Annotated in this window: 22 protein-coding genes; 7 read left to right on the forward strand and 15 right to left on the reverse strand. The window is 64.0% G+C overall.

Going from position 1 to position 17,096, the window contains the following annotated elements; all coding sequences use genetic code 11:
* Positions 1-37 precede the first annotated feature (37 nt).
* The 4 genes from A5686_RS24595 to A5686_RS24610 all read right to left on the reverse strand — a co-directional run bounded on the left by A5686_RS24595 (position 38) and on the right by A5686_RS24610 (position 2,683).
* Positions 38-523 (reverse strand): SRPBCC family protein, encoded by a 486-nt coding sequence (locus A5686_RS24595; protein WP_067939886.1) that lies wholly within the window; start codon positions 521-523, stop codon positions 38-40.
* Positions 524-586: 63 nt separating this feature from the next.
* Positions 587-1,039: an SRPBCC family protein gene (locus tag A5686_RS24600; RefSeq protein ID WP_082947811.1), complete on the reverse strand. Its 453-nt coding sequence runs from the start codon at positions 1,037-1,039 to the stop codon at positions 587-589.
* A gap of 58 nt (positions 1,040-1,097) precedes the next feature.
* Positions 1,098-2,234 carry a CaiB/BaiF CoA-transferase family protein gene (locus A5686_RS24605; RefSeq protein ID WP_067939890.1) on the reverse strand — a complete coding sequence of 379 codons (1,137 nt, stop codon included), beginning with the start codon at positions 2,232-2,234 and terminating at the stop codon, positions 1,098-1,100.
* 5 nt (positions 2,235-2,239) lie between these two features.
* Positions 2,240-2,683, reverse strand: coding sequence for an SRPBCC family protein (locus tag A5686_RS24610; protein WP_067940067.1), 444 nt, complete (start codon positions 2,681-2,683; stop codon positions 2,240-2,242).
* Positions 2,684-2,748: 65 nt separating this feature from the next.
* On the opposite strand from A5686_RS24610, the gene A5686_RS24615 reads away from it, so the two are divergent.
* Entirely contained in the window at positions 2,749-4,434 is a 1,686-nt protein-coding gene (locus A5686_RS24615) for an alpha-keto acid decarboxylase family protein (RefSeq protein WP_067939892.1), read from the forward strand.
* Positions 4,435-4,442: 8 nt separating this feature from the next.
* On the opposite strand, the gene A5686_RS24620 is transcribed toward A5686_RS24615, so the two are convergent.
* The 5 genes from A5686_RS24620 to A5686_RS24640 form a co-directional block, all read right to left on the reverse strand.
* A complete protein-coding gene (locus A5686_RS24620) occupies positions 4,443-4,628 on the reverse strand; it encodes a bacterioferritin-associated ferredoxin (protein ID WP_067939894.1) in 186 nt (61 codons plus the stop codon).
* Positions 4,629-4,638: 10 nt separating this feature from the next.
* The gene (locus tag A5686_RS24625) at positions 4,639-5,265 is read right to left on the reverse strand and encodes a fatty-acid--CoA ligase (RefSeq protein ID WP_067939896.1); all 627 of its coding nucleotides are present in this window, start codon (positions 5,263-5,265) and stop codon (positions 4,639-4,641) included.
* Positions 5,262-6,704, reverse strand: coding sequence for a FadD3 family acyl-CoA ligase (locus A5686_RS24630; RefSeq protein ID WP_082947812.1), 1,443 nt, complete (start codon positions 6,702-6,704; stop codon positions 5,262-5,264). Before A5686_RS24630 ends, A5686_RS24625 begins: the two co-directional genes overlap by 4 nt.
* A gap of 52 nt (positions 6,705-6,756) precedes the next feature.
* A complete protein-coding gene (locus A5686_RS24635; protein WP_067939898.1) occupies positions 6,757-7,947 on the reverse strand; it encodes an amidohydrolase family protein in 1,191 nt (396 codons plus the stop codon).
* A gap of 87 nt (positions 7,948-8,034) precedes the next feature.
* On the reverse strand, positions 8,035-8,454 hold the full coding sequence (locus A5686_RS24640; RefSeq protein WP_067939900.1) for a lipoprotein LpqH: 420 nt from the start codon (positions 8,452-8,454) through the stop codon (positions 8,035-8,037).
* 106 nt (positions 8,455-8,560) lie between these two features.
* Between A5686_RS24640 and A5686_RS24645 the strand changes: the two genes are divergently transcribed.
* Together A5686_RS24645 and A5686_RS24650 are read left to right on the forward strand one after the other, a co-directional pair.
* A complete protein-coding gene (locus tag A5686_RS24645) occupies positions 8,561-9,316 on the forward strand; it encodes an enoyl-CoA hydratase/isomerase family protein (RefSeq protein ID WP_067939902.1) in 756 nt (251 codons plus the stop codon).
* 17 nt (positions 9,317-9,333) lie between these two features.
* Positions 9,334-9,750: a hypothetical protein gene (locus A5686_RS24650; RefSeq protein ID WP_067939904.1), complete on the forward strand. Its 417-nt coding sequence runs from the start codon at positions 9,334-9,336 to the stop codon at positions 9,748-9,750.
* Here the strand turns inward: A5686_RS24650 and A5686_RS24655 are convergent.
* Entirely contained in the window at positions 9,666-10,385 is a 720-nt protein-coding gene (locus A5686_RS24655; RefSeq protein WP_067939906.1) for a TetR/AcrR family transcriptional regulator, read from the reverse strand. The genes A5686_RS24650 and A5686_RS24655 overlap by 85 nt on opposite strands.
* Positions 10,386-10,578: 193 nt before the next feature.
* On the opposite strand from A5686_RS24655, the gene A5686_RS24660 reads away from it, so the two are divergent.
* Positions 10,579-11,874 carry a cytochrome P450 gene (locus A5686_RS24660; protein WP_067939908.1) on the forward strand — a complete coding sequence of 432 codons (1,296 nt, stop codon included), beginning with the start codon at positions 10,579-10,581 and terminating at the stop codon, positions 11,872-11,874.
* A 13-nt stretch (positions 11,875-11,887) separates the two neighbouring features.
* Here A5686_RS24660 and A5686_RS24665 read toward each other — a convergent pair whose 3' ends face one another.
* From A5686_RS24665 to A5686_RS24680, 4 genes are read right to left on the reverse strand one after another with little or no spacing between them, the layout of a single operon-like run.
* Positions 11,888-12,136 (reverse strand): cytochrome C oxidase subunit IV family protein, encoded by a 249-nt coding sequence (locus A5686_RS24665; RefSeq protein WP_067940072.1) that lies wholly within the window; start codon positions 12,134-12,136, stop codon positions 11,888-11,890.
* Between the two features lie 37 nt (positions 12,137-12,173).
* Positions 12,174-12,752 (reverse strand): cytochrome c oxidase subunit 3, encoded by a 579-nt coding sequence (locus tag A5686_RS24670; RefSeq protein WP_067939911.1) that lies wholly within the window; start codon positions 12,750-12,752, stop codon positions 12,174-12,176.
* Positions 12,749-13,564 (reverse strand): hypothetical protein, encoded by an 816-nt coding sequence (locus tag A5686_RS24675; protein WP_067939913.1) that lies wholly within the window; start codon positions 13,562-13,564, stop codon positions 12,749-12,751. Before A5686_RS24675 ends, A5686_RS24670 begins: the two co-directional genes overlap by 4 nt.
* Positions 13,561-14,346 carry a hypothetical protein gene (locus tag A5686_RS24680; RefSeq protein WP_067939915.1) on the reverse strand — a complete coding sequence of 262 codons (786 nt, stop codon included), beginning with the start codon at positions 14,344-14,346 and terminating at the stop codon, positions 13,561-13,563. The genes A5686_RS24675 and A5686_RS24680 overlap by 4 nt, the downstream gene beginning before the upstream one ends.
* 101 nt (positions 14,347-14,447) lie before the next feature.
* Between A5686_RS24680 and A5686_RS24685 the strand changes: the two genes are divergently transcribed.
* On the forward strand, positions 14,448-15,050 hold the full coding sequence (locus A5686_RS24685) for a TetR/AcrR family transcriptional regulator (RefSeq protein WP_067939918.1): 603 nt from the start codon (positions 14,448-14,450) through the stop codon (positions 15,048-15,050).
* 5 nt (positions 15,051-15,055) lie between these two features.
* Here the strand turns inward: A5686_RS24685 and A5686_RS24690 are convergent, their stop codons facing one another.
* Positions 15,056-15,475, reverse strand: coding sequence for a hypothetical protein (locus A5686_RS24690; protein ID WP_197520697.1), 420 nt, complete (start codon positions 15,473-15,475; stop codon positions 15,056-15,058).
* Between the two features lie 181 nt (positions 15,476-15,656).
* On the opposite strand from A5686_RS24690, the gene A5686_RS24695 reads away from it, so the two are divergent.
* Both A5686_RS24695 and A5686_RS24700 read left to right on the forward strand, forming a co-directional pair.
* Positions 15,657-16,427, forward strand: coding sequence for a hypothetical protein (locus tag A5686_RS24695; protein WP_067940077.1), 771 nt, complete (start codon positions 15,657-15,659; stop codon positions 16,425-16,427).
* A complete protein-coding gene (locus A5686_RS24700) occupies positions 16,424-17,041 on the forward strand; it encodes a hypothetical protein (RefSeq protein ID WP_067939919.1) in 618 nt (205 codons plus the stop codon). The genes A5686_RS24695 and A5686_RS24700 overlap by 4 nt, the downstream gene beginning before the upstream one ends.
* Positions 17,042-17,096: the final 55 nt, after the last annotated feature.

Below are 17,096 nucleotides of genomic sequence, written 5' to 3' on the forward strand. Positions count from 1 at the left end.
GGGTTCGAGGCCATCATCGCGTCAAACAACCACCAGCTCAGCCATCGCCACGCCCCGACTTTTTCAGGTCGAAGTAGTTAGCCGGACCGAAACCCTCCATCACCCGAGTGCGCAGGCCCTCCAGCGCGGCATGAAGGATTTTCTTGCGGGCCCGGGCGACCCAGAACTCCGGCAGCGGCGCCCACGGTTCGACGGTGATGGTGAATCGCACCCTGGTCTTGTCGTCGCCCACCCGGCTCAGGTTGTACTCACCGTGCTGACCGTGTTGCTGCGCGGTCTTGTCGGCGTCCCACACCATCCAGTCCGGACCCCAGTGGTACTCCAGCAATTCGGTGTCGTGGATACCGGTCACCGAGATCGTGACCTTCACATGGTGCGGTCGCCCGTCGGAGTGCTTGTCGACGACCTCGACCCGCTTGTGCACCGACGACCATGACGGCACCGCGTCCATATCGGCGAGCGCCTCCATGATGAGTTCTAAAGGCGCGTCAATGACGATTTCCGACGATGCTTGCACAGCCATCGCCTACAAGTTAACAACAGCACCGCCGGCGGTGCGGACTAAAAATGTCGACGTTGCCGATTATCAGGACTCGGCCGGATGATTGCCGCTGTTCACCAATTCGCACAATCCCCTCACCGCCGCGTCCAGCACGCTCTCGGCCGCCCGCCGCACGATGAACGCGGGCATGGGACGTCCGGGTTCGACGGTGACGTCGAAGCGCACCCGGGTCTGATCGACACCTTCTGGTTTGAGGGTGTACTCGACGTGCTGACCATGCTGCTGTGAGGTGCCCTTGGCGTCGTAGACAACCCAATCGGGCCCCCAGTGGTACTCCAGGATCTCTTTGTCGACCAGCCCGAGAATCTTGATGGTGGCCTTGACGTGGTGCGGCCGGCCGTCCGGATACCGGTCGATCACTTCGATGTGTTTGTGCAGGGGCGACCACGATGACAGAACACCGACATCTGTCAGCGCTTCCATGACCACTTCTGGCGGCGCGTTGACGACAAAATCCCGTGATGCTTTTACGGCCACTGAGGATCAACTTAGCAACGCCGATCGCGACGCGGACCGGTTCGCCGTAAACGACTTTCTACCAATCGATTTCGTTGAGCGGCGTGGTCGCCGCCGGGGGCCGTCCGACCGGTCCGGCGGGCGTCCGCGAAAAGCGTGGGGCGGGTGCGGCCTGGTCGACGCCGTGCGCGGTGATCACGGTAGACCTGCTGCGCAAGTGCTCATCGGCAGCGGCCTCGCCCCACGTCAGTACCGGGGTGACGCACGCATCGGTGCCGGCGAAAATCCGCGCCCATTCGTCGCGACCGCGGCTGGCGAATCGTTGGGTGAAGATCTCGCGCATGCGTGGGTAGGAAGCCTTGTCGTGCTGGGCGGGCACGTCGTCGGGTGACAGGCCGAGCCCATCGAGCAGCGCCGAGAAAAATTGCGGCTCGATGGCGCCGACGGCCACGTATTTTGCGTCGGCGGTCTCGTAGCAGCCGTAGAACGGCGCACCGCCGTCGAGCAAAAAAGATTCGCGTCGGTCCCGCAGTGCGCCAGTGGACTTCATAGTCCACATCATCTGGGCCAGCAGGCTGACCCCGTCGACCATCGCCGCGTCGATCACCTGACCCATGCCCGAACGCTCCCGTTCGTATAGGGCGGCCGCAATGCCGATCACCGCCAGCATCGAGCCGCCGCCGAAGTCGGCGACCAGGTTCAGCGGCGGCATCGGGGGCCTGTCGGCGTAGCCCAGCGCCGACAGCGCGCCGGTCTGCGACAGGTAGTTGATGTCGTGGCCGGCGGTCGGCGCCAGCGGTCCTTCCTGTCCCCAGCCGGTCATGCGCGCGTAGATCAGCCGCGGATTGGCCGCCGCGCACTCGTCCGGCCCGATGCCGAGTCGCTCGCAGGTCCCGGGCCGAAAGCAGTCCAGCAGCACGTCAGCCTTGGCGGCCAGCTCCAGCAGCGTTTGCGACTGAGTCTTGACGTCCAGGTCGACAATTCGCTTGCCGCGGTGCAGCAGATCGCGCTCCTCGGCCGGCATCGTGAGCCCGCCTGTTTGGTGGCGACCCGCTTCGCCCGGCTTCGCCGCGCTTGCGATCGCCAAGCCGCCGGGGCGGCGCACCCGCACCACGTCGGCCCCCAGATCAGCGAGCAGCATTCCCGCGTGCGGTCCCGGTCCGATGCCGCCGAGCTCGATTACTCTCACCCCGGCCAGCGGGCCGCCCCGCGTCACGGCGGCTACTTACCCTTCTTCACCGCAAGCACCCGCTCCCGCAGGGCCTTCGTCGCCGAATCGATCGTCCCCTTCACGGCGCGCTTGAGCACGAAGCCGGGCAGGGGCACATTTGGGTCCGCGAGAAGCTCGAACTTGACCAGAGTCGCATCGCCCTGTGGCACCAGGGTGTACTTGCCGTCCTGCGCCTTTTGCTGCGACGAGTTGACCAGCTTCCAGCTCACCACGTTGTCACCCCACGTGTAGGCGACCACCTGTTCGTCGGTGATCCCGGCGACCTTGACCTTCATCTTCACTTGGCGGGGGCGCCCGTCGTCGCCGGTGTCGAGAATCTTCGCACTCTGGTGCGGTTCCGACCATTCGGGCATCGCCTCGAAGTCGGCGATCACGTCCAGAATCTCATCCGGACTGGCTTCGATAACGATCTCGCGGGATTCTTTGAGTGCCATGGCCCGCACGATACTGGCCTGGCGTCTCACCCGGAACAGATTCGACCGAGCGTACCGTCGTGCCTGTGAGTGATGCCGCGGCCGACCCCGCATACACCGTCGGTGACTACCTCTTGGACCGCCTCGCCGAGCTCGGCGTCTCGGAGATCTTCGGCGTTCCCGGCGATTACAACCTGGAATTCCTCGACCACATCATCGCCCACCCCCGCATTCGCTGGGTCGGCAACGCCAACGAGCTCAACGCCGGCTACGCCGCCGACGGGTACGGCCGGCTACGCGGAATGTCGGCGTTGGTAACGACTTTCGGGGTCGGCGAGCTCTCCGCGGCCAACGCGGTCGCGGGCAGTTATGCCGAGCAGGTGCCCGTTGTACACATCGTCGGCGGCCCATCCAAGGATGCCCAGGGCACCCGGCGGGCGCTGCACCATTCACTCGGTGACGGGGACTTCGAGCGCTTCTTTCGGGTGAGCCGCGAAATCACCTGCGCCCAAGCCAATCTCATGCCCGCGACGGCACGCCGCGAGATCGACCGCGTGCTGTCCGAAGTGCGCGAGCAGAAGCGCCCCGGATACATCCTGCTGTCCACCGACGTGGCCCGCTTTCCCACCGAGCCGCCGGAGGCACCGTTACCCCGCTATACCGGTGGCACCAGTCCCCGCGCCCTGGCGATGTTCGCCGAGGCGGCCGCCGAACTCATCGGCGACCACCAGATCACCGTGCTTGCCGACCTGCTGGTACACCGGCTGCAGGCGATCAAAGAACTCGAGGAGTTGCTGGCGGCCGACGTGGTGCCGCACGCCACGTTGATGTGGGGAAAAAGTCTGCTCGACGAGAGTTCGCCCAACTTCCTGGGCATCTACGCGGGGTCCGCCAGCGCACCGGCGGTGCGTACCGCGATCGAAGAGGCACCCGTGCTGGTCACCGCCGGAGTCGTGTTCACCGACATGGTCAGCGGCTTCTTCAGCCAGCGCATCGACCCCGCCCGGACGATCGACGTGGGCCAGTATCAAAGCAGTGTGGCCGGAGAGGTCTTCGCGCCGTTGGAAATGGGTGCCGCGCTCGAGGCGCTGGCCACGATCCTGGTCCGGCGCGGAATCTCGTCGCCACCCGTGGTGTCGCCGCCGGCCGAGCCGCTGCCGCCGCCACCACCGCGCGACCAACCGCTCACCCAAAGGATGTTGTGGGACCGCCTTTGTGTGGCCCTCACGCCCGGCAACGTCGTGCTCGCCGACCAGGGCACCTCTTTCTACGGCATGGCCGACCATCGGCTGCCGCAGGGCGTGACCTTCATCGGGCAACCCCTTTGGGGTTCAATCGGTTACACGTTGCCCGCCGCGCTCGGGGCGGCGGTCGCACAGCCGGACCGCAGAACGGTGTTGCTCATCGGGGATGGTGCCGCGCAATTGACCGTCCAAGAGCTCGGGGCCTTTTCGCGTGAGGGGCTGTCCCCCGTCATCGTGGTGGTCAACAACGATGGCTACACCATCGAACGGGCGATCCACGGCGTGACCGCACCGTACAACGACATCGTCAATTGGAAGTGGACGGACGTCCCCCGCGCGCTAGGGGTTACCGAACACCTGGCGTTCCAGGTCCGGACCTACGGCGAACTCGACGACGCCCTGACCGCCGCCGCCGAGCGCAAAGACTGCATGGTTTTCGTCGAGGTGATGTTGCCCCGGCTCGAAATCCCCAACCTGCTGGTCGACCTCGTCCAGCCGACATCACCGGATGGCAGTCCGCGCCGCTGAAGCACGCTCTAGCGCGAGTTGGCGGTTCGATCCGGATGCGAAGACCGCAGGATGGCCTGCACCGTGCGTCGGCAACGCCCGCAGTCGGCGCCCGCACCGCACGCCTGGGCGACTTCCTTCGTGGTCGACGCCCCTCCTGCAACGGCCTCGGTCACGGTTTGGGTGGTTACTCCGTTGCACAGGCACACGAACACCGGCGAACCCTCAGTCCGCCTCGATGCGCATCATGTCGAAGAAGCGGCCGACGAACAATGGTGGGTAGGCACCGATACCGGCCCCCGACATCCATTGCGCCGCGGCATCGGGGTGGTCGATCCAATGCCGCGCGCTTTCTTCGTCGGGGAACTCCTGCAGGATCAGGACTTCGTGATCGTCGTCGAAAGCCTTGAACACCCACGTCTTTCGGATGCCGGCGGTGGTGAATCTGTCGATCGCCGTGCTGACTTCGGAAGTCAGTAGGGATACGTCGTTGACGGACGCGATGGCGGCCACCACGACGCCCGGTGCCGCAGGGGCTTTCGGTGGCTGCGCGATGAACCTGTCGACGATCTCGCCGGCGAAGACCGCGGGAATGTCGTCGACGCCGGCCTCGTCGAACCAATCGAAGAAGACCCGGGAGCGCAGCAGCTCCACGATCGGCTCACGGCTGTGCACGCCGATCATCACCAGTACCCGGCCGTGGTCGCGGGTGGAGGTGTAGACCAGCACGTGGTGCGCGCCGATATCTGCCAGAGCGGCCTTGTTGCGCTTCAACAGCGGCCATACCCGGGTGGGATCGGGGACACGATAGTCCGAGGCGATCACCATCGAATGAATATCGCCGTTGTTCATCGGAGTCGGTCCTTCATCACTTTCCCCGTCGCGTTGAGTGGGAGTGAAGTGAGGAACTCTACCGTGCGCGGCACCTTGAATCCCGCCATACGGTCACGACACCAGGCGATCAATTCGTCGGCACTGACATCGCCGGTGCGGACCACAAACGCCTTTCCGACTTGGCCCATGCGTTCGTCGGGCACACCGATGACCGCGGCCTGTGCCACGACCGGGTGGTTGAGCAGGAAGCCCTCGATCTCGGCCGGGTAGGCGTTGAAGCCGCCGACGATGAACATGTCCTTTTTGCGGCCCACGATGCGCAGCCGCCCGGTCTGGGTGAAGTCACCGAGGTCTCCGGTGTGCAGCCACCCATCGCGATCGATCGCCTGGGCGGTGGCCTCCGGCTCGTCGAGATACCCCTGCATGACTCCGTAACCGCGGACCAGCACCTCGCCGTCATCGGCGATGCGCACCTCGACCCCCTCGCACGGCACGCCCGCGGTCGTGGCGACGTCCTCAAACGAATCGCCGGGCAGGGAAAGGGTGACGTTGCCGGCCTCGGTGAGACCATAACCGGTCATCAGCGTCTGAAACGGCAGTTCGTCGTGGATGCGACGCACCAGCTCGACGGGGATGTCGGCGGCGCCGGTCACTCCCGCACGCAATGACGACAGCTTGGACTTGTCCGTCACCGTCAGCAACGAGTGATACAGCGTCGGCGGTCCGGGAAGCATCGTGATGCGTTCGCGTGCAATGAGATCCACCACCGTGTCGACGTCGAACACCGCGACGGGCAGCATTGTGGCACCGCGCAGGAACGACGTGACCAGACCCGCCTTCAGCCCGAACGTGTGGAAATAGGGGTTGATCTGCAGGTAGCGGTCACCCTCGCGCAGGTCCGCGAGCGTCGCCCACTCCTCGTACATGCGCAGCGTCTGACCGTGATTGAGCATCGCCCCCTTTGGGCGCCCGGTCGTGCCCGAGGTGAAGATGATGTCCGAGGTGTCGGTACTGCACACTGGACGCTCGAAGGGCGAGCCGCTAAGCAGAAAATCGGACTTCAGGTCGATGACCGGCACGCCGGCGGGCACGGCGTAATCCTGGTCTAGAAAGCCCTTTTGGACCAGGACGGCCCTCACCTTGCTGCGGGCGATGATGTCGCCGGCTTCCTCTTCCTTGAACCGCGTGTTGACCGGGACGAGCACGCCGCCCGCGGTGAGCAACCCGAACGCCGCGATGATCCACTCGGCCGAATTGGGTGCCCAGATCGCGACCCGGTCACCCTTTTGTATGCCGAGTTCTGCGAAGGCGCCTGCGGCGCAACGGATCCGCTCGACTACCTGCCTGAAAGTCAAGCGCAGCGGACCGTCGACTACTGCTTCGGCATCGCCGAAGCGATCCGCTGCACTCAAGACCATCTCGGGGATGGTCTGCCATGGCTGACGGGCCTCGGTCATCTTGCGCTGTTCCTCATCGGGCGCTTCGCGCCCTTGATCGTGGCAGCGCGGGTCACACCGTGACGAGTCGACCGAGGTTGCCGCCCATGATCTTTGCCTGGTCGTCCACGGACAGGTGCGACAGCGCGTTGACGTAGAACGTCGGCTCCGCCAACCCCTCCGGGTGCGGCCAGTCCGACCCGTACAACACCCGGTCCACGCCGACGAGGTTCACCAGATCGTCGATGCCGTCCTCGAAGAACGGGCTCACGTGGATCCGGTTCTTGACCATCTCGACGGGGTCGCTTGGGAAGACTTCGGGGGCCTTGCGGAAGACCTCGGCCAGGCCGTCCAGCAGCGGGTTCATCCACTTCGAACCGGCCTCGACGATCGCGACCTTCAGCTTCGGGTGGCGGTAGAGCGCGCCGTGAATTACCCACGACCCCACCGCGTCCTGGATCGGCCGCCACTCGTTGAGGATGCCCATCGCATTGGTTTGGAACGGCAGCATCTCTTGTTCGGCGCCGTCCCACTCGGAGGTGTACCGGGAGTAGCCGCTGTCGCTGGAGTGCATGCCGACCAGAACGTCGTGCTCGACGACCCGCTCCCAGAACGGGTCGAACTCTGGCACCGCGAACGAACGTGGGCCGCGGAAGCCGGGAACGGGAGCGGGACGGATCAGGATGGCACGTGCACCACGCTTGACCGCCCATTCCAGCTCCTCGATCGCCTTCTCGACGATCGGCAGGGTGATGACCGGGGTGGTGAAGATCCGGTTCTGGTAGTTGAAGCCCCAGACCTCGTCGAGCCACTCGTTGAGCGCGTGAATCAGGACATGGACGGCGACCGGGTCGTCGCGCAGCCGTTCCTCGAGGAGGCTGGCCAGTGTCGGGAACATCAGGGTGCGGTCCAGACCCAGCTCGTTCATCTTCTCCAGGCGCGGGCCGGGCTCGAAGAACGCCGGGATCGCGCGCATCGGCTCACCGAACAGCTCGCGCTTGCTCTTGCCGTCCGGGTTTCCGTACTTGAAGTACTCCTCCCAGGCACCCGGCCGGGCGACGACCTCGAAGGTCGGGTTGGGAATGTAGTTGCTGATATGGCCGCGGATCGCGATCTTCGTCCGCCCGTTGATCTGCACGTACTGGACGAAGTCCTTGTACTGCTTGGGCAGGAACTTGGTCAGCGCCTCGGGCGGCTCATACAGGTGGTTATCCGCGTCAAAGATGGGAAACGGGACGTCCTCCCGGTGTGACAACTGGCCCATGAGATCCTCCTTCGCATTTTGTGAGAATACTATTCTCTACAAGCGCCTAATCGCAACGTGGCCCCGCCGCCCGCCGGTTCGGCCTGGTCAACACGCCACGGAGATCTTGTACGTGGCGTCAGCCGGTTCACCGGGCTTTGCGGTCAGGTAGCCGTTGGCGGTGCCGCTGACGGTGAATTTGTCGCCGGTCATGCTCATGCCCGCGGTCCCGTCGCCGCCTCGCGAGTACATCCCGCTGAAGCCACCCAGGTTCTGGATGTGCACCGACTCGACTGTCGCCGGTTGTGCGCTCTCGTCGATGACGAGTTTGGCCCCGGCAAAATCGCTGCCGATGTCGATCGTCCGAGTCCACTCCCGCTGGCCGCACTTGACGACGTGAAAATTCCGGTCGGTGCCGTTGACGGTCACTGAAGCCGTGCTGGCGAGTTGGGTCGGTGGCCGCGACGTGCAGGCCCCAACCAATGCAACGGCAAGGATCGCGGCCGCGGCCACGATTGGGTTGCGCATCAGCCACCTCTATCTCACGGACGAAAGTTCTTGGGCCTGCAGCGATGATGTTATTCTCGCGAAAAGAGAATGCCAATATCGGGTTTGTGCCGAGGAGCGATAACACGTGGTGGACCTAGAGATTGACGCCGGGCTGGCGGTGGTCACCATCGACCGCCCCCATGCGCGCAACGCCATCGGTCTGGACACCATGGACCAGCTGGAGAAGGCGCTCGATGTGGCGAAAGGCGCTGAAGCGCTGGTGATCAAGGGCGCCGGAGACAAAGCTTTCGTCTCCGGCGGTGACCTCAAGGAGTTGAGCGCGCTGCGGACCGAGGAGGACGCCGCGGCGATGGCCCGGCGGATGCGCTCCATCTGCGATCAGCTGGCGGACTTCCCCGCCCCGGTCATCGCCGCCCTCAACGGCCACGCGTTCGGCGGCGGCGCAGAAGTCGCCGTCGCCGCCGACATCCGGGTGGCCGCCGACGACATCAAGATCGCCTTCAACCAGGTGCAGCTGGAAATCATGCCGGCCTGGGGTGGAGCCGAGCGGCTGGCCGCGCTGGTCGGAAAGAGCAAGGCGCTGTTGCTGGCCGGCTCGGGAATGACCCTCACGGCGGTCGACGCCGAGCGCATCGGCTTGGTGGACCAGGTCGTGCGCCGTCAGGTCTTCGACTCGCCCGACGAAGGATGGCGAGCCATCGCGAGGTCGCTGACCCGGCGCCCGGCGACCGAGATAAAGCGGGTAATCCGCGGAGTTTCCCCGGACGAGGCGATAGCATCCTTCGCACGGTTATGGGTTGCCGACCCGCACTGGCAGGCCGCGGAACGAATCATGACCCGCAACACCAAATCACGTCCGGCGTCCGGAGGAGCGTCATGACCACTTTGAAGACAGCGATGGGTGTCGGTTCCGTCGTGTCGCTTGCTTCTCTTTTGGCAGCGGCGGGTCTACTGGTGGGAAGCGGACGGGCGCATGCCGATGACCCGGTCATGCATCACGTCAAGTACACGGTCAGCGCGCAGAATCCGATCTACACCAGCATCTACTACCTGGACCACGAGCCGGAGAAATTCTCCGACTACAGCCACAACACCTACTCATTCACACCACACGTCGACATCGATATCGCCCCGGGCAAACCGTGGAGCTACGAGCTGGACTTGGCCAAACCCGACGTGTACGCGATGGTCGTGGCGAGCACGGGCACCGAACCCGGCACGCCGGGACTTCACTGCGACCTGGCGGTAGACGGCGCCGTCGTCGTATCCAAGGACGGGCCCAAAGGCGTGCTTTGCTCACTGCGGAACTGGTGAACCACCCAGTTCTCCGGCACACCCTCGATCGGCTGCGGTTCGCCTTCCAGGCGGCGCAAGTAGTTCTCCACCAGCTCCAACGTCTCGGCATGTCCGGCGGACATCCCGATCGCCTGCTCGAGAACCAGAAACCGCGACAGGCTGCTCATCAACACCGTCCACACCACCGGAGGGATGTCGATGTCTTGACCTCCGTCTTGGATTTTGGAGCCGTAGCGCTCCAGGGCCGTAGCCACCGCTTGGCGCTGTTCTTCGCGAAAACGCTCTGCGTAATAAGCGATTTCGGCGCGCATCTCCTTGCGGTGGTTGGCCAGCGCCATGAATTCCATGGAAATCCGTGTGAAGGCGGGATCGGTGCCGAATCGCCACAGCGCCCACAGCGGCTGTGGCAACTTCAGCATTTGCGCGTGCACTTCGAGCGCTTCTTCCGCGCGGCGTCGGAAGACTTCCAGGAACAGCTCTTCCATGGTCCGGAAGTAGTAGTGCACCAGTTGAGGTTTCAGCCCGGCTTTGTTCGCGAGGCGGCGCGACGTGACCGCGGCGTAGCCCTCCTCGAGCATCAGCTGCTCGGCGGCATCGAGCAAAAGACCACGATTTTTGGCGTCCGGCGCCCCGATTCTGCGGGCCGATGTCATGTCCCTGCTCCGTACTGTGTGCCATCCCGTGCCGACCACACGGATCGTATCGTGATGCGGCGTTGCCTCCTTGACCCTGACATTACCGCCATGCTAAGCAGGTGCTCAGCACATTTTCGATCTCGGAATCGGGCGGCGGTACCGTTTGCCGCCGAATACCACCGGTAGACCCAGCGCAGGGAGACGCAATCCGATGAGCACCTTCGACTCGATCGACTTCTTCACCGATCCGTCACTGGTCCCAGATCCGCACCCTTACTTCGACTACCTGCGCAGCCAGAACCCGGTGCTGCGGCTGCCGCACTACGGGGTCGTCGCCGTCACCGGCTATGACGAAGCCTGCGAAATCTATAAGGACCCGGACACGTTCTCCAATATCGTCGCCCTCGGCGGACCCTTCCCGCCGCTTCCGTTCACGCCCGAAGGCGACGACATCAGCCCCCAGATCGACGCGCATCGCAGCTATTTCCCGATGAACGAGCACATGGTCACCATGGATCCACCGGACCACACCAAGGCCCGGTCGGTGCTCGCCAAGTTGCTGACCCCGAGCCGGCTCAAGCAGAACGAGGAGTTCATGTGGCGCCTCGCCGACCGTCAACTCGACGAGTTCCTCGGCATCGGTGAGTGCGAATTCATCGCCGAATATTCCAAGCCGTTCGCCACCTTGGTGATTGCCGACCTGCTCGGAGTTCCGGAATCCGACCACAAAGAGTTCCGTAAGGTCTTGGGTGCCGATCGCCCCGAGGCGCGGGTGGGTGCCCTCGACCACGAGTCGGTGGGAATTAACCCGCTGGAGTGGCTCGACGACAAGTTCTGTCACTACATCGAGGATCGGCGCGGTGCGCCCCGCGGCGACGTGTTGACCTTCCTGGCGGAAGCCAAGTATCCGGACGGATCGACGCCACCGGTCATCGAGGTGGTCCGCTCGGCGACGTTCCTCTTCGCCGCCGGACAGGAGACCACGGCGAAGCTGCTCAGCGCGGCCCTGCAAGTGCTCGGTGACCGGCCCGATATCCAGCAAGAGTTGCGCGACGACCGCAGCCTGATTCCCGGTTTCATCGAGGAATCGCTACGGATGGACAGCCCCGTCAAGAGCGACTCGCGGCTGGCCCGTAAGACCACCACCATCGGCGGTGTCGACATCCCCGCGGGCACCGTGGTGATGATCCTGCCGGGCGCCGCCAACCGCGACCCGCGCCGGTTCGAGAACCCACACGAGTTCGACTTGCGGCGCAAGAACGTTCGCGAACACATGGCGTTCGCCCGTGGCGTGCATTCGTGCCCCGGCGGTCCGCTCGCCCGCGTCGAGGGGCGTGTCTCGATCGAGCGGATCCTGGACCGGATGCCGCACATCGAAATCGACGAAGCCCATCACGGGCCTGCCGCCGATCGTCGTTACACTTACGAGCCGACGTACATCCTGCGGGGCCTGAGCGAACTGCACCTGAGATTCACCACCGCGGACGCGATCGCGCCGGTGGCCTAGTCACCGGCGAGCGCTACCGGACCTGCATGCCGACGAAGTAGCTGCCGAGCAAGACGGCGGCGATCAGCACCACCCATGCGTCGGTGAGTCGGCACAGTAGGACCGGGGCGTCTCGCACTTCCATGAATTCGCGAAAGATGATGCGCACCTTGATAAGTGCGATGACGATGACGCTCGAGGTCACCACCGCACTGGACTTCAGCAACCCACCGGCGGAGCGATCTATCCACAGGTAAGCCAGCGTCAGCGCGGCCAAGATCATCCAAACAAACAGCAGCCTCTTGTTGAATTTCACTGGCTCACCTCACCACGTAGAGCAGCGCGAAGATGAGCACCCACAGGAAATCGACGGTGTGCCAATACGTTGCGCAGGTTTCGACGATTTCCTGGGAGCGCCGTGCCGGACTCCGGAGTTGGTAGACGATGACGCCGAGGACGACGAAGCCGATCAGCAGGTGAACGAAGTGGATCCCGGTGAGAAAGAAGTAGTACATGAAGAAGTCGTTGCGGTCTATGCCATTTCCGGCTTGAATCAACCGCGCCCACTCGAACACCTTGAAAAACAAAAACACCACGGCGAATGCGGCCGTGATGAAGGCGTCCCTGAGGGCCGCCCGGTAAGCGCGGGCACGCGCCGACTGAACACACCTCGCCACCGACCATGAGCTGAGCAACAGAACCAAAGTATTGAAGACTCCCACCCGCAGGTCGAGGTGGGCCTGCGAGTGCAGGAACAGCTCGGGATTGCGGCCCCGTGAGAACAGGTAAAAGGCGAAATACGCGGTGAAAACCAGGGTCTCGAACAATACGAAGGCCCACATGTCGGGCTGCCCCGGTACGGCCTTGTCCCGTCCTCGCTTTTGCGCCAGGTCTGTCATCGTGCAGCCGCCTTCTTTTGCGGCAGCGCGGGCAGGGGTCCGGTACCGAAGTCTTCGCGTCGGATCATCTGAAACAGCATGACGATGAAGGTGACTTGGTAAACGCCGAACACGACCATGTCCAGCCACCAAGCGATCTCGCCATTCCACGCGAACACGCCGCGCCTAAAAATCCAGCAGGGCGCCACGACCACCTCGGTCAGCGCGTTGCACAGGTTGAGATATCCGAACCACTTGGGGAAGACGCGATTCTTGTCGAGCAGGATCGCCACCATCCAGATGAGCGAACCGATCAAAAACACCCCCATCGTCCCGTCGAAAGACAAGAAGGCGAAGTCATAGAGCCAGCCGATCACCCGGGGGTCGCGTTCCGGGCGCAGCGTGCCGACGATCAGCGCGATGTTGAGCAGCAGCATGCCGGGAACCGCGGCGAGCGAGTAGATGACGAGGTACGAATAGCCGAACGCGCGGCTGACCGACATGCGCCGCATCGAATACGCGATGAGGGCGTTGTTGACCGCGGTCATGCCGCTGATGGCGAAGATGACGCCGAAACCGACGGGTATGCCGAGGTGACGTTCGGCGAACCAGTGGGCCTGCGTCGCGAGGTCCCAGGTGGGCTCCGGCGGCGGCTGGACCTGCGCCACGATGAAGAACATCGGGAAGAACAGGGTGTAGAACACCATGAGCACAGCCCACGCCAACCACAGCTCTCGCTTGGGGTCGCACCTCAGGTGCCATCCGATCCGGTGATGCAGTGGACCTTCGGGCGGCGTTGCCGGGGACGTGGGCGGGGTGATCACCGCACTCATGCGGTCGCCAAGTCGTTTGGGCGCCCGCGGTTCTCGGCACGTTCGCGATGAACGGCCTGGCCCAAGACAAAGCCCATCACGACGATCCAGATGGCGATGGCAACATTCTTCACCCAGAACGACAGCAAGCCGTCCCAGGCCAGCGGGCCGGTCAACGAAACGCCGACGAACGACGCCGGCACGAGGGCAGCCCCCACGAGAAGATTGAAGTGTGCCACCCAGCGGTTGAACACCGGGCGGGACGGATCATCGAAATAGACTGCCAGGGCCAGGATTACGCACTGCCCGATGAAAAATGGGACCAGAATGGTAAAGGTGATCCAGCCGAGGTCGTTGAGCAGTTGAGTCAGCTCGGGGCTGCGCTCCGGCCGGAAGGCGGCCAGCAGCCAGCACACATTGGCGACGAGGAACAGCGTCGGCCCGCCGGCCGCACATCCGAGCATGGCGTAGGAGAAGATCGGCGTCCGATGGGCCATGCGGCGGATCTGCAGCACAATCAGGGCCAGGATCGGCACGAGGCACACCCCGAACCAGTTGAACAAGATCATGCTCGAACGGATCTGCGGAATGTGCCCCGGATCGCGGTAAAAGGCGGCCACCTCATCCGCGGGCATGGTGGGTGACATCGGCGGGTTGAATCCCGGGAACAGGAAGAAGGAGACGATCCAAAGGATCAGCGCCACCGGCAACGTCCAGAGCAGGATGAGCTCGCCGTCGGTTCGTCGCGACGCGGTCCGGGTGGATTCGCCACTGTCTGCATCGTTTCCGCCGACGTCGGACATCGAAACTCCTTCCCCGCACGAAATCGCCGCCGAAACACGGCTAGTGAGCGAAGCTAGCCGATCGGCTAGCCACGGTCAAGGGCGTCGTCTAGTCTCGGTGCGTGGGAACAGCACGGCAGCCCGTCACCGGTGAGCAATTCTGGCTCATCGAGCACAGCCCGGCCCGGACGCGGGTCCTCGATGCCGCGCTGGATCTCATCGCCACACACGGTGTCAGCGGCACGTCACTGCAGATGATCGCCGACGCCGTCGGGATCACGAAAGCCGCTGTCTACCATCAATTCCGGACCAAAGAACAGATCGTCATCGCCGTGACCGAGCGCGAACTCGGCCGGCTTGAGCCGGCCCTCGAGGAGGCCGAGGCATACGACGACGGCCCCCAGGCACGGGACGCGTTGTTGGTGCGCGTGGTTGAGATGGCCGTTCGCGATCGCCGGTTGGTGCGCACGCTGCAATTCGATCCCGTCGTCGTCCGGTTGCTGGCCGAGCACAAGCCATTTCAACTTTTCATGGACCGTCTGTACCGGGTGCTGCTAAGTGATGCGGGCCTGGACGGGCGGATCGAGGCCGCCATGTTCTCCGGGGCGCTCAGCACGGCTGTCATGCATCCGCTGGTCGCCGACATCGACGACGAGACCTTGCTCGATCGGGTTACCGATTTGAGCCGGCGCCTGCTCGGCCTGCCGCGTGAACCCCACGGCTGACGCGCCTATGTGTCGGCGCGGACCCAGCTTGTTATGCCGTCGTGAGCAATACAGATCAGGAACAGGCCATCAGGCGCCTGCGCGACGTAGTTCAGATAGTTCGAGCACTCCGCGTTTTCTTCCTTGACCCCCGCCATCGGCGGTGACCGGAACCATCGCGGCTGGTATCTCCGCGGCGAGCCGCAGAACATCAGCCGTCCGGGTTCCGAGGCGAAGGAAACGTATCCGTCGGCTACACCGAAGGCATAGTAGGTGGTGTTGTCACACGGCGCACCGAGAACCTGATGGGGCATGATGCCTGGGGTGCAGGCCGGGTAGTCGCAGACCGTCGGCCCGGCGATGGCCGGCGGCGCCGCCAGCACACCCGCGCCGAGCAACGCAGCAACCAGGGCCACGAACGATCGCACCCGATTACTCTGCCACATCCGAAAAGAAAATTCTCCTCGTTGGAGAGCATCATCTGAACCAAGGATCCGTCGGCGCCGGGCCACCCCGACTCACTACGCCTCGTTATCTGCCGGACGAACATTTCCGCATGTAAGGGGCACGATTTATGCTGTGGGACGACGCCGTTGGGGCCGGACCGAAGTGATAAGCTCGTTCTCCGTGCACGATCCGGAGGGGCCTGAAGCCGACCATCGCGGCCGGGCGGAGGCGACTGATCCCAACGAACCGCAGTCGACCGCCGGTGCCACAGCTTCCGCCTCGGAACTGGACGAAGACAACGAAGTCGCCCAGGCTGAAGCGCGCGCCGAGGCGGCGCGGGCACGCGTCTTGCAGCTGCGCGAGGCAGCCGAAACCGCCCCTTCCCAAGATGTCGAGCAGCGCCCCCCGAAGTGGACTCGGAAACGGTTGCCGTTGCGGGGTCGTGGGCGACCACGGTGGCTCCGCCGCCCGGGGCGCAAAACAATAGCCGCCGGCGTCGGCATTGTGCTCGCTGCCGCTTCCCTCGGTGCCAGCGGGTACATGGTGTGGCAGCACAATGTGATCGCGCACAAACGGCAACTCGCCGCTGAATTCACTGCGGCAGCTACGCAACGGGTCACGGCGCTGATGTCGATTGACGCTAATCATGCCAAGGAGGACTTCCAGCGGGTCATCGACGATTCGACGGGCGACTTCAAGAACCAGATATCGGTGATGTCAGGCCTAATGGCCAAGCAGGCGGCGCAGTCGAAGGCGCGCAGCAAGGCCACCGTGGAAGCCGTCGCGGTCGAATCGTTGACCGATGACTCGGCGGTCGTGCTTGTCGCGGCGAAATCCGATGTCACCAATGCCGACAACACAATGCAGCCACCTGTCGTGTGGCGGCTCAGCGTCGACCTCAAGCGAGACGGCGGTCGGCTCAAAATGTCGAAAGTCGATTTCCTGCAATGACTGTCGAGCATGGCTCGTCGCTGGACGCCACCGAGACCACGCCGCCCGGCCAGAGTGAGCGGCCACCCGCTTCGTCGGGATCGCCTCGCACCACAGCACTGGCCACGATCAAGCGCTGGATCCGCCCGTGTTCGGCGCGGTGGCGTTCGATAGTCGGGACGGTTTTGGTTGCGACGACGGTGGGCGTCGCTGCCGGTTTGTTCTTCGTTATGTACCGGCCGGATCAGCAGATCGGTGACGCGGCGGCGCAGCGGGCAATCCGCGCGGCGTCAGACGGTTCCGTAGCGGTGCTGTCGTACTCTCCCGGCGATCTGAACCGCGATTTCGCCAAGGCGAAGTCATATTTGACCGGTGATTTTCTCGCCTACTACACCAAGTTCACCGAACAGATCGCGGCGATGGCGCAGCAGAAGCAGGTCACAGAGACGGCCCAGGTGGTTCGGGCCGCCGTTTCGGAATTGCACCCGAATTCAGCCATCGTTTTGGTTTTTATCAACCAGACCGCTACGAGCAAAGCGGTGCCTGAACCGCAGACAACGGCAAGCAGCGCCCGGGTGACATTGACGAAGATCAAAAATTCCTGGCTGATCTCGAAATTGGATCCACTGTTGTGACCGCTGCCAACTTCGATTTCAATCGGTTCCCAGGCGGCCGCGCCGGTGTTATTCT

Source organism: Mycobacterium sp. E2479, from assembly GCF_001667925.1.
Classification (GTDB): domain Bacteria; phylum Actinomycetota; class Actinomycetes; order Mycobacteriales; family Mycobacteriaceae; genus Mycobacterium.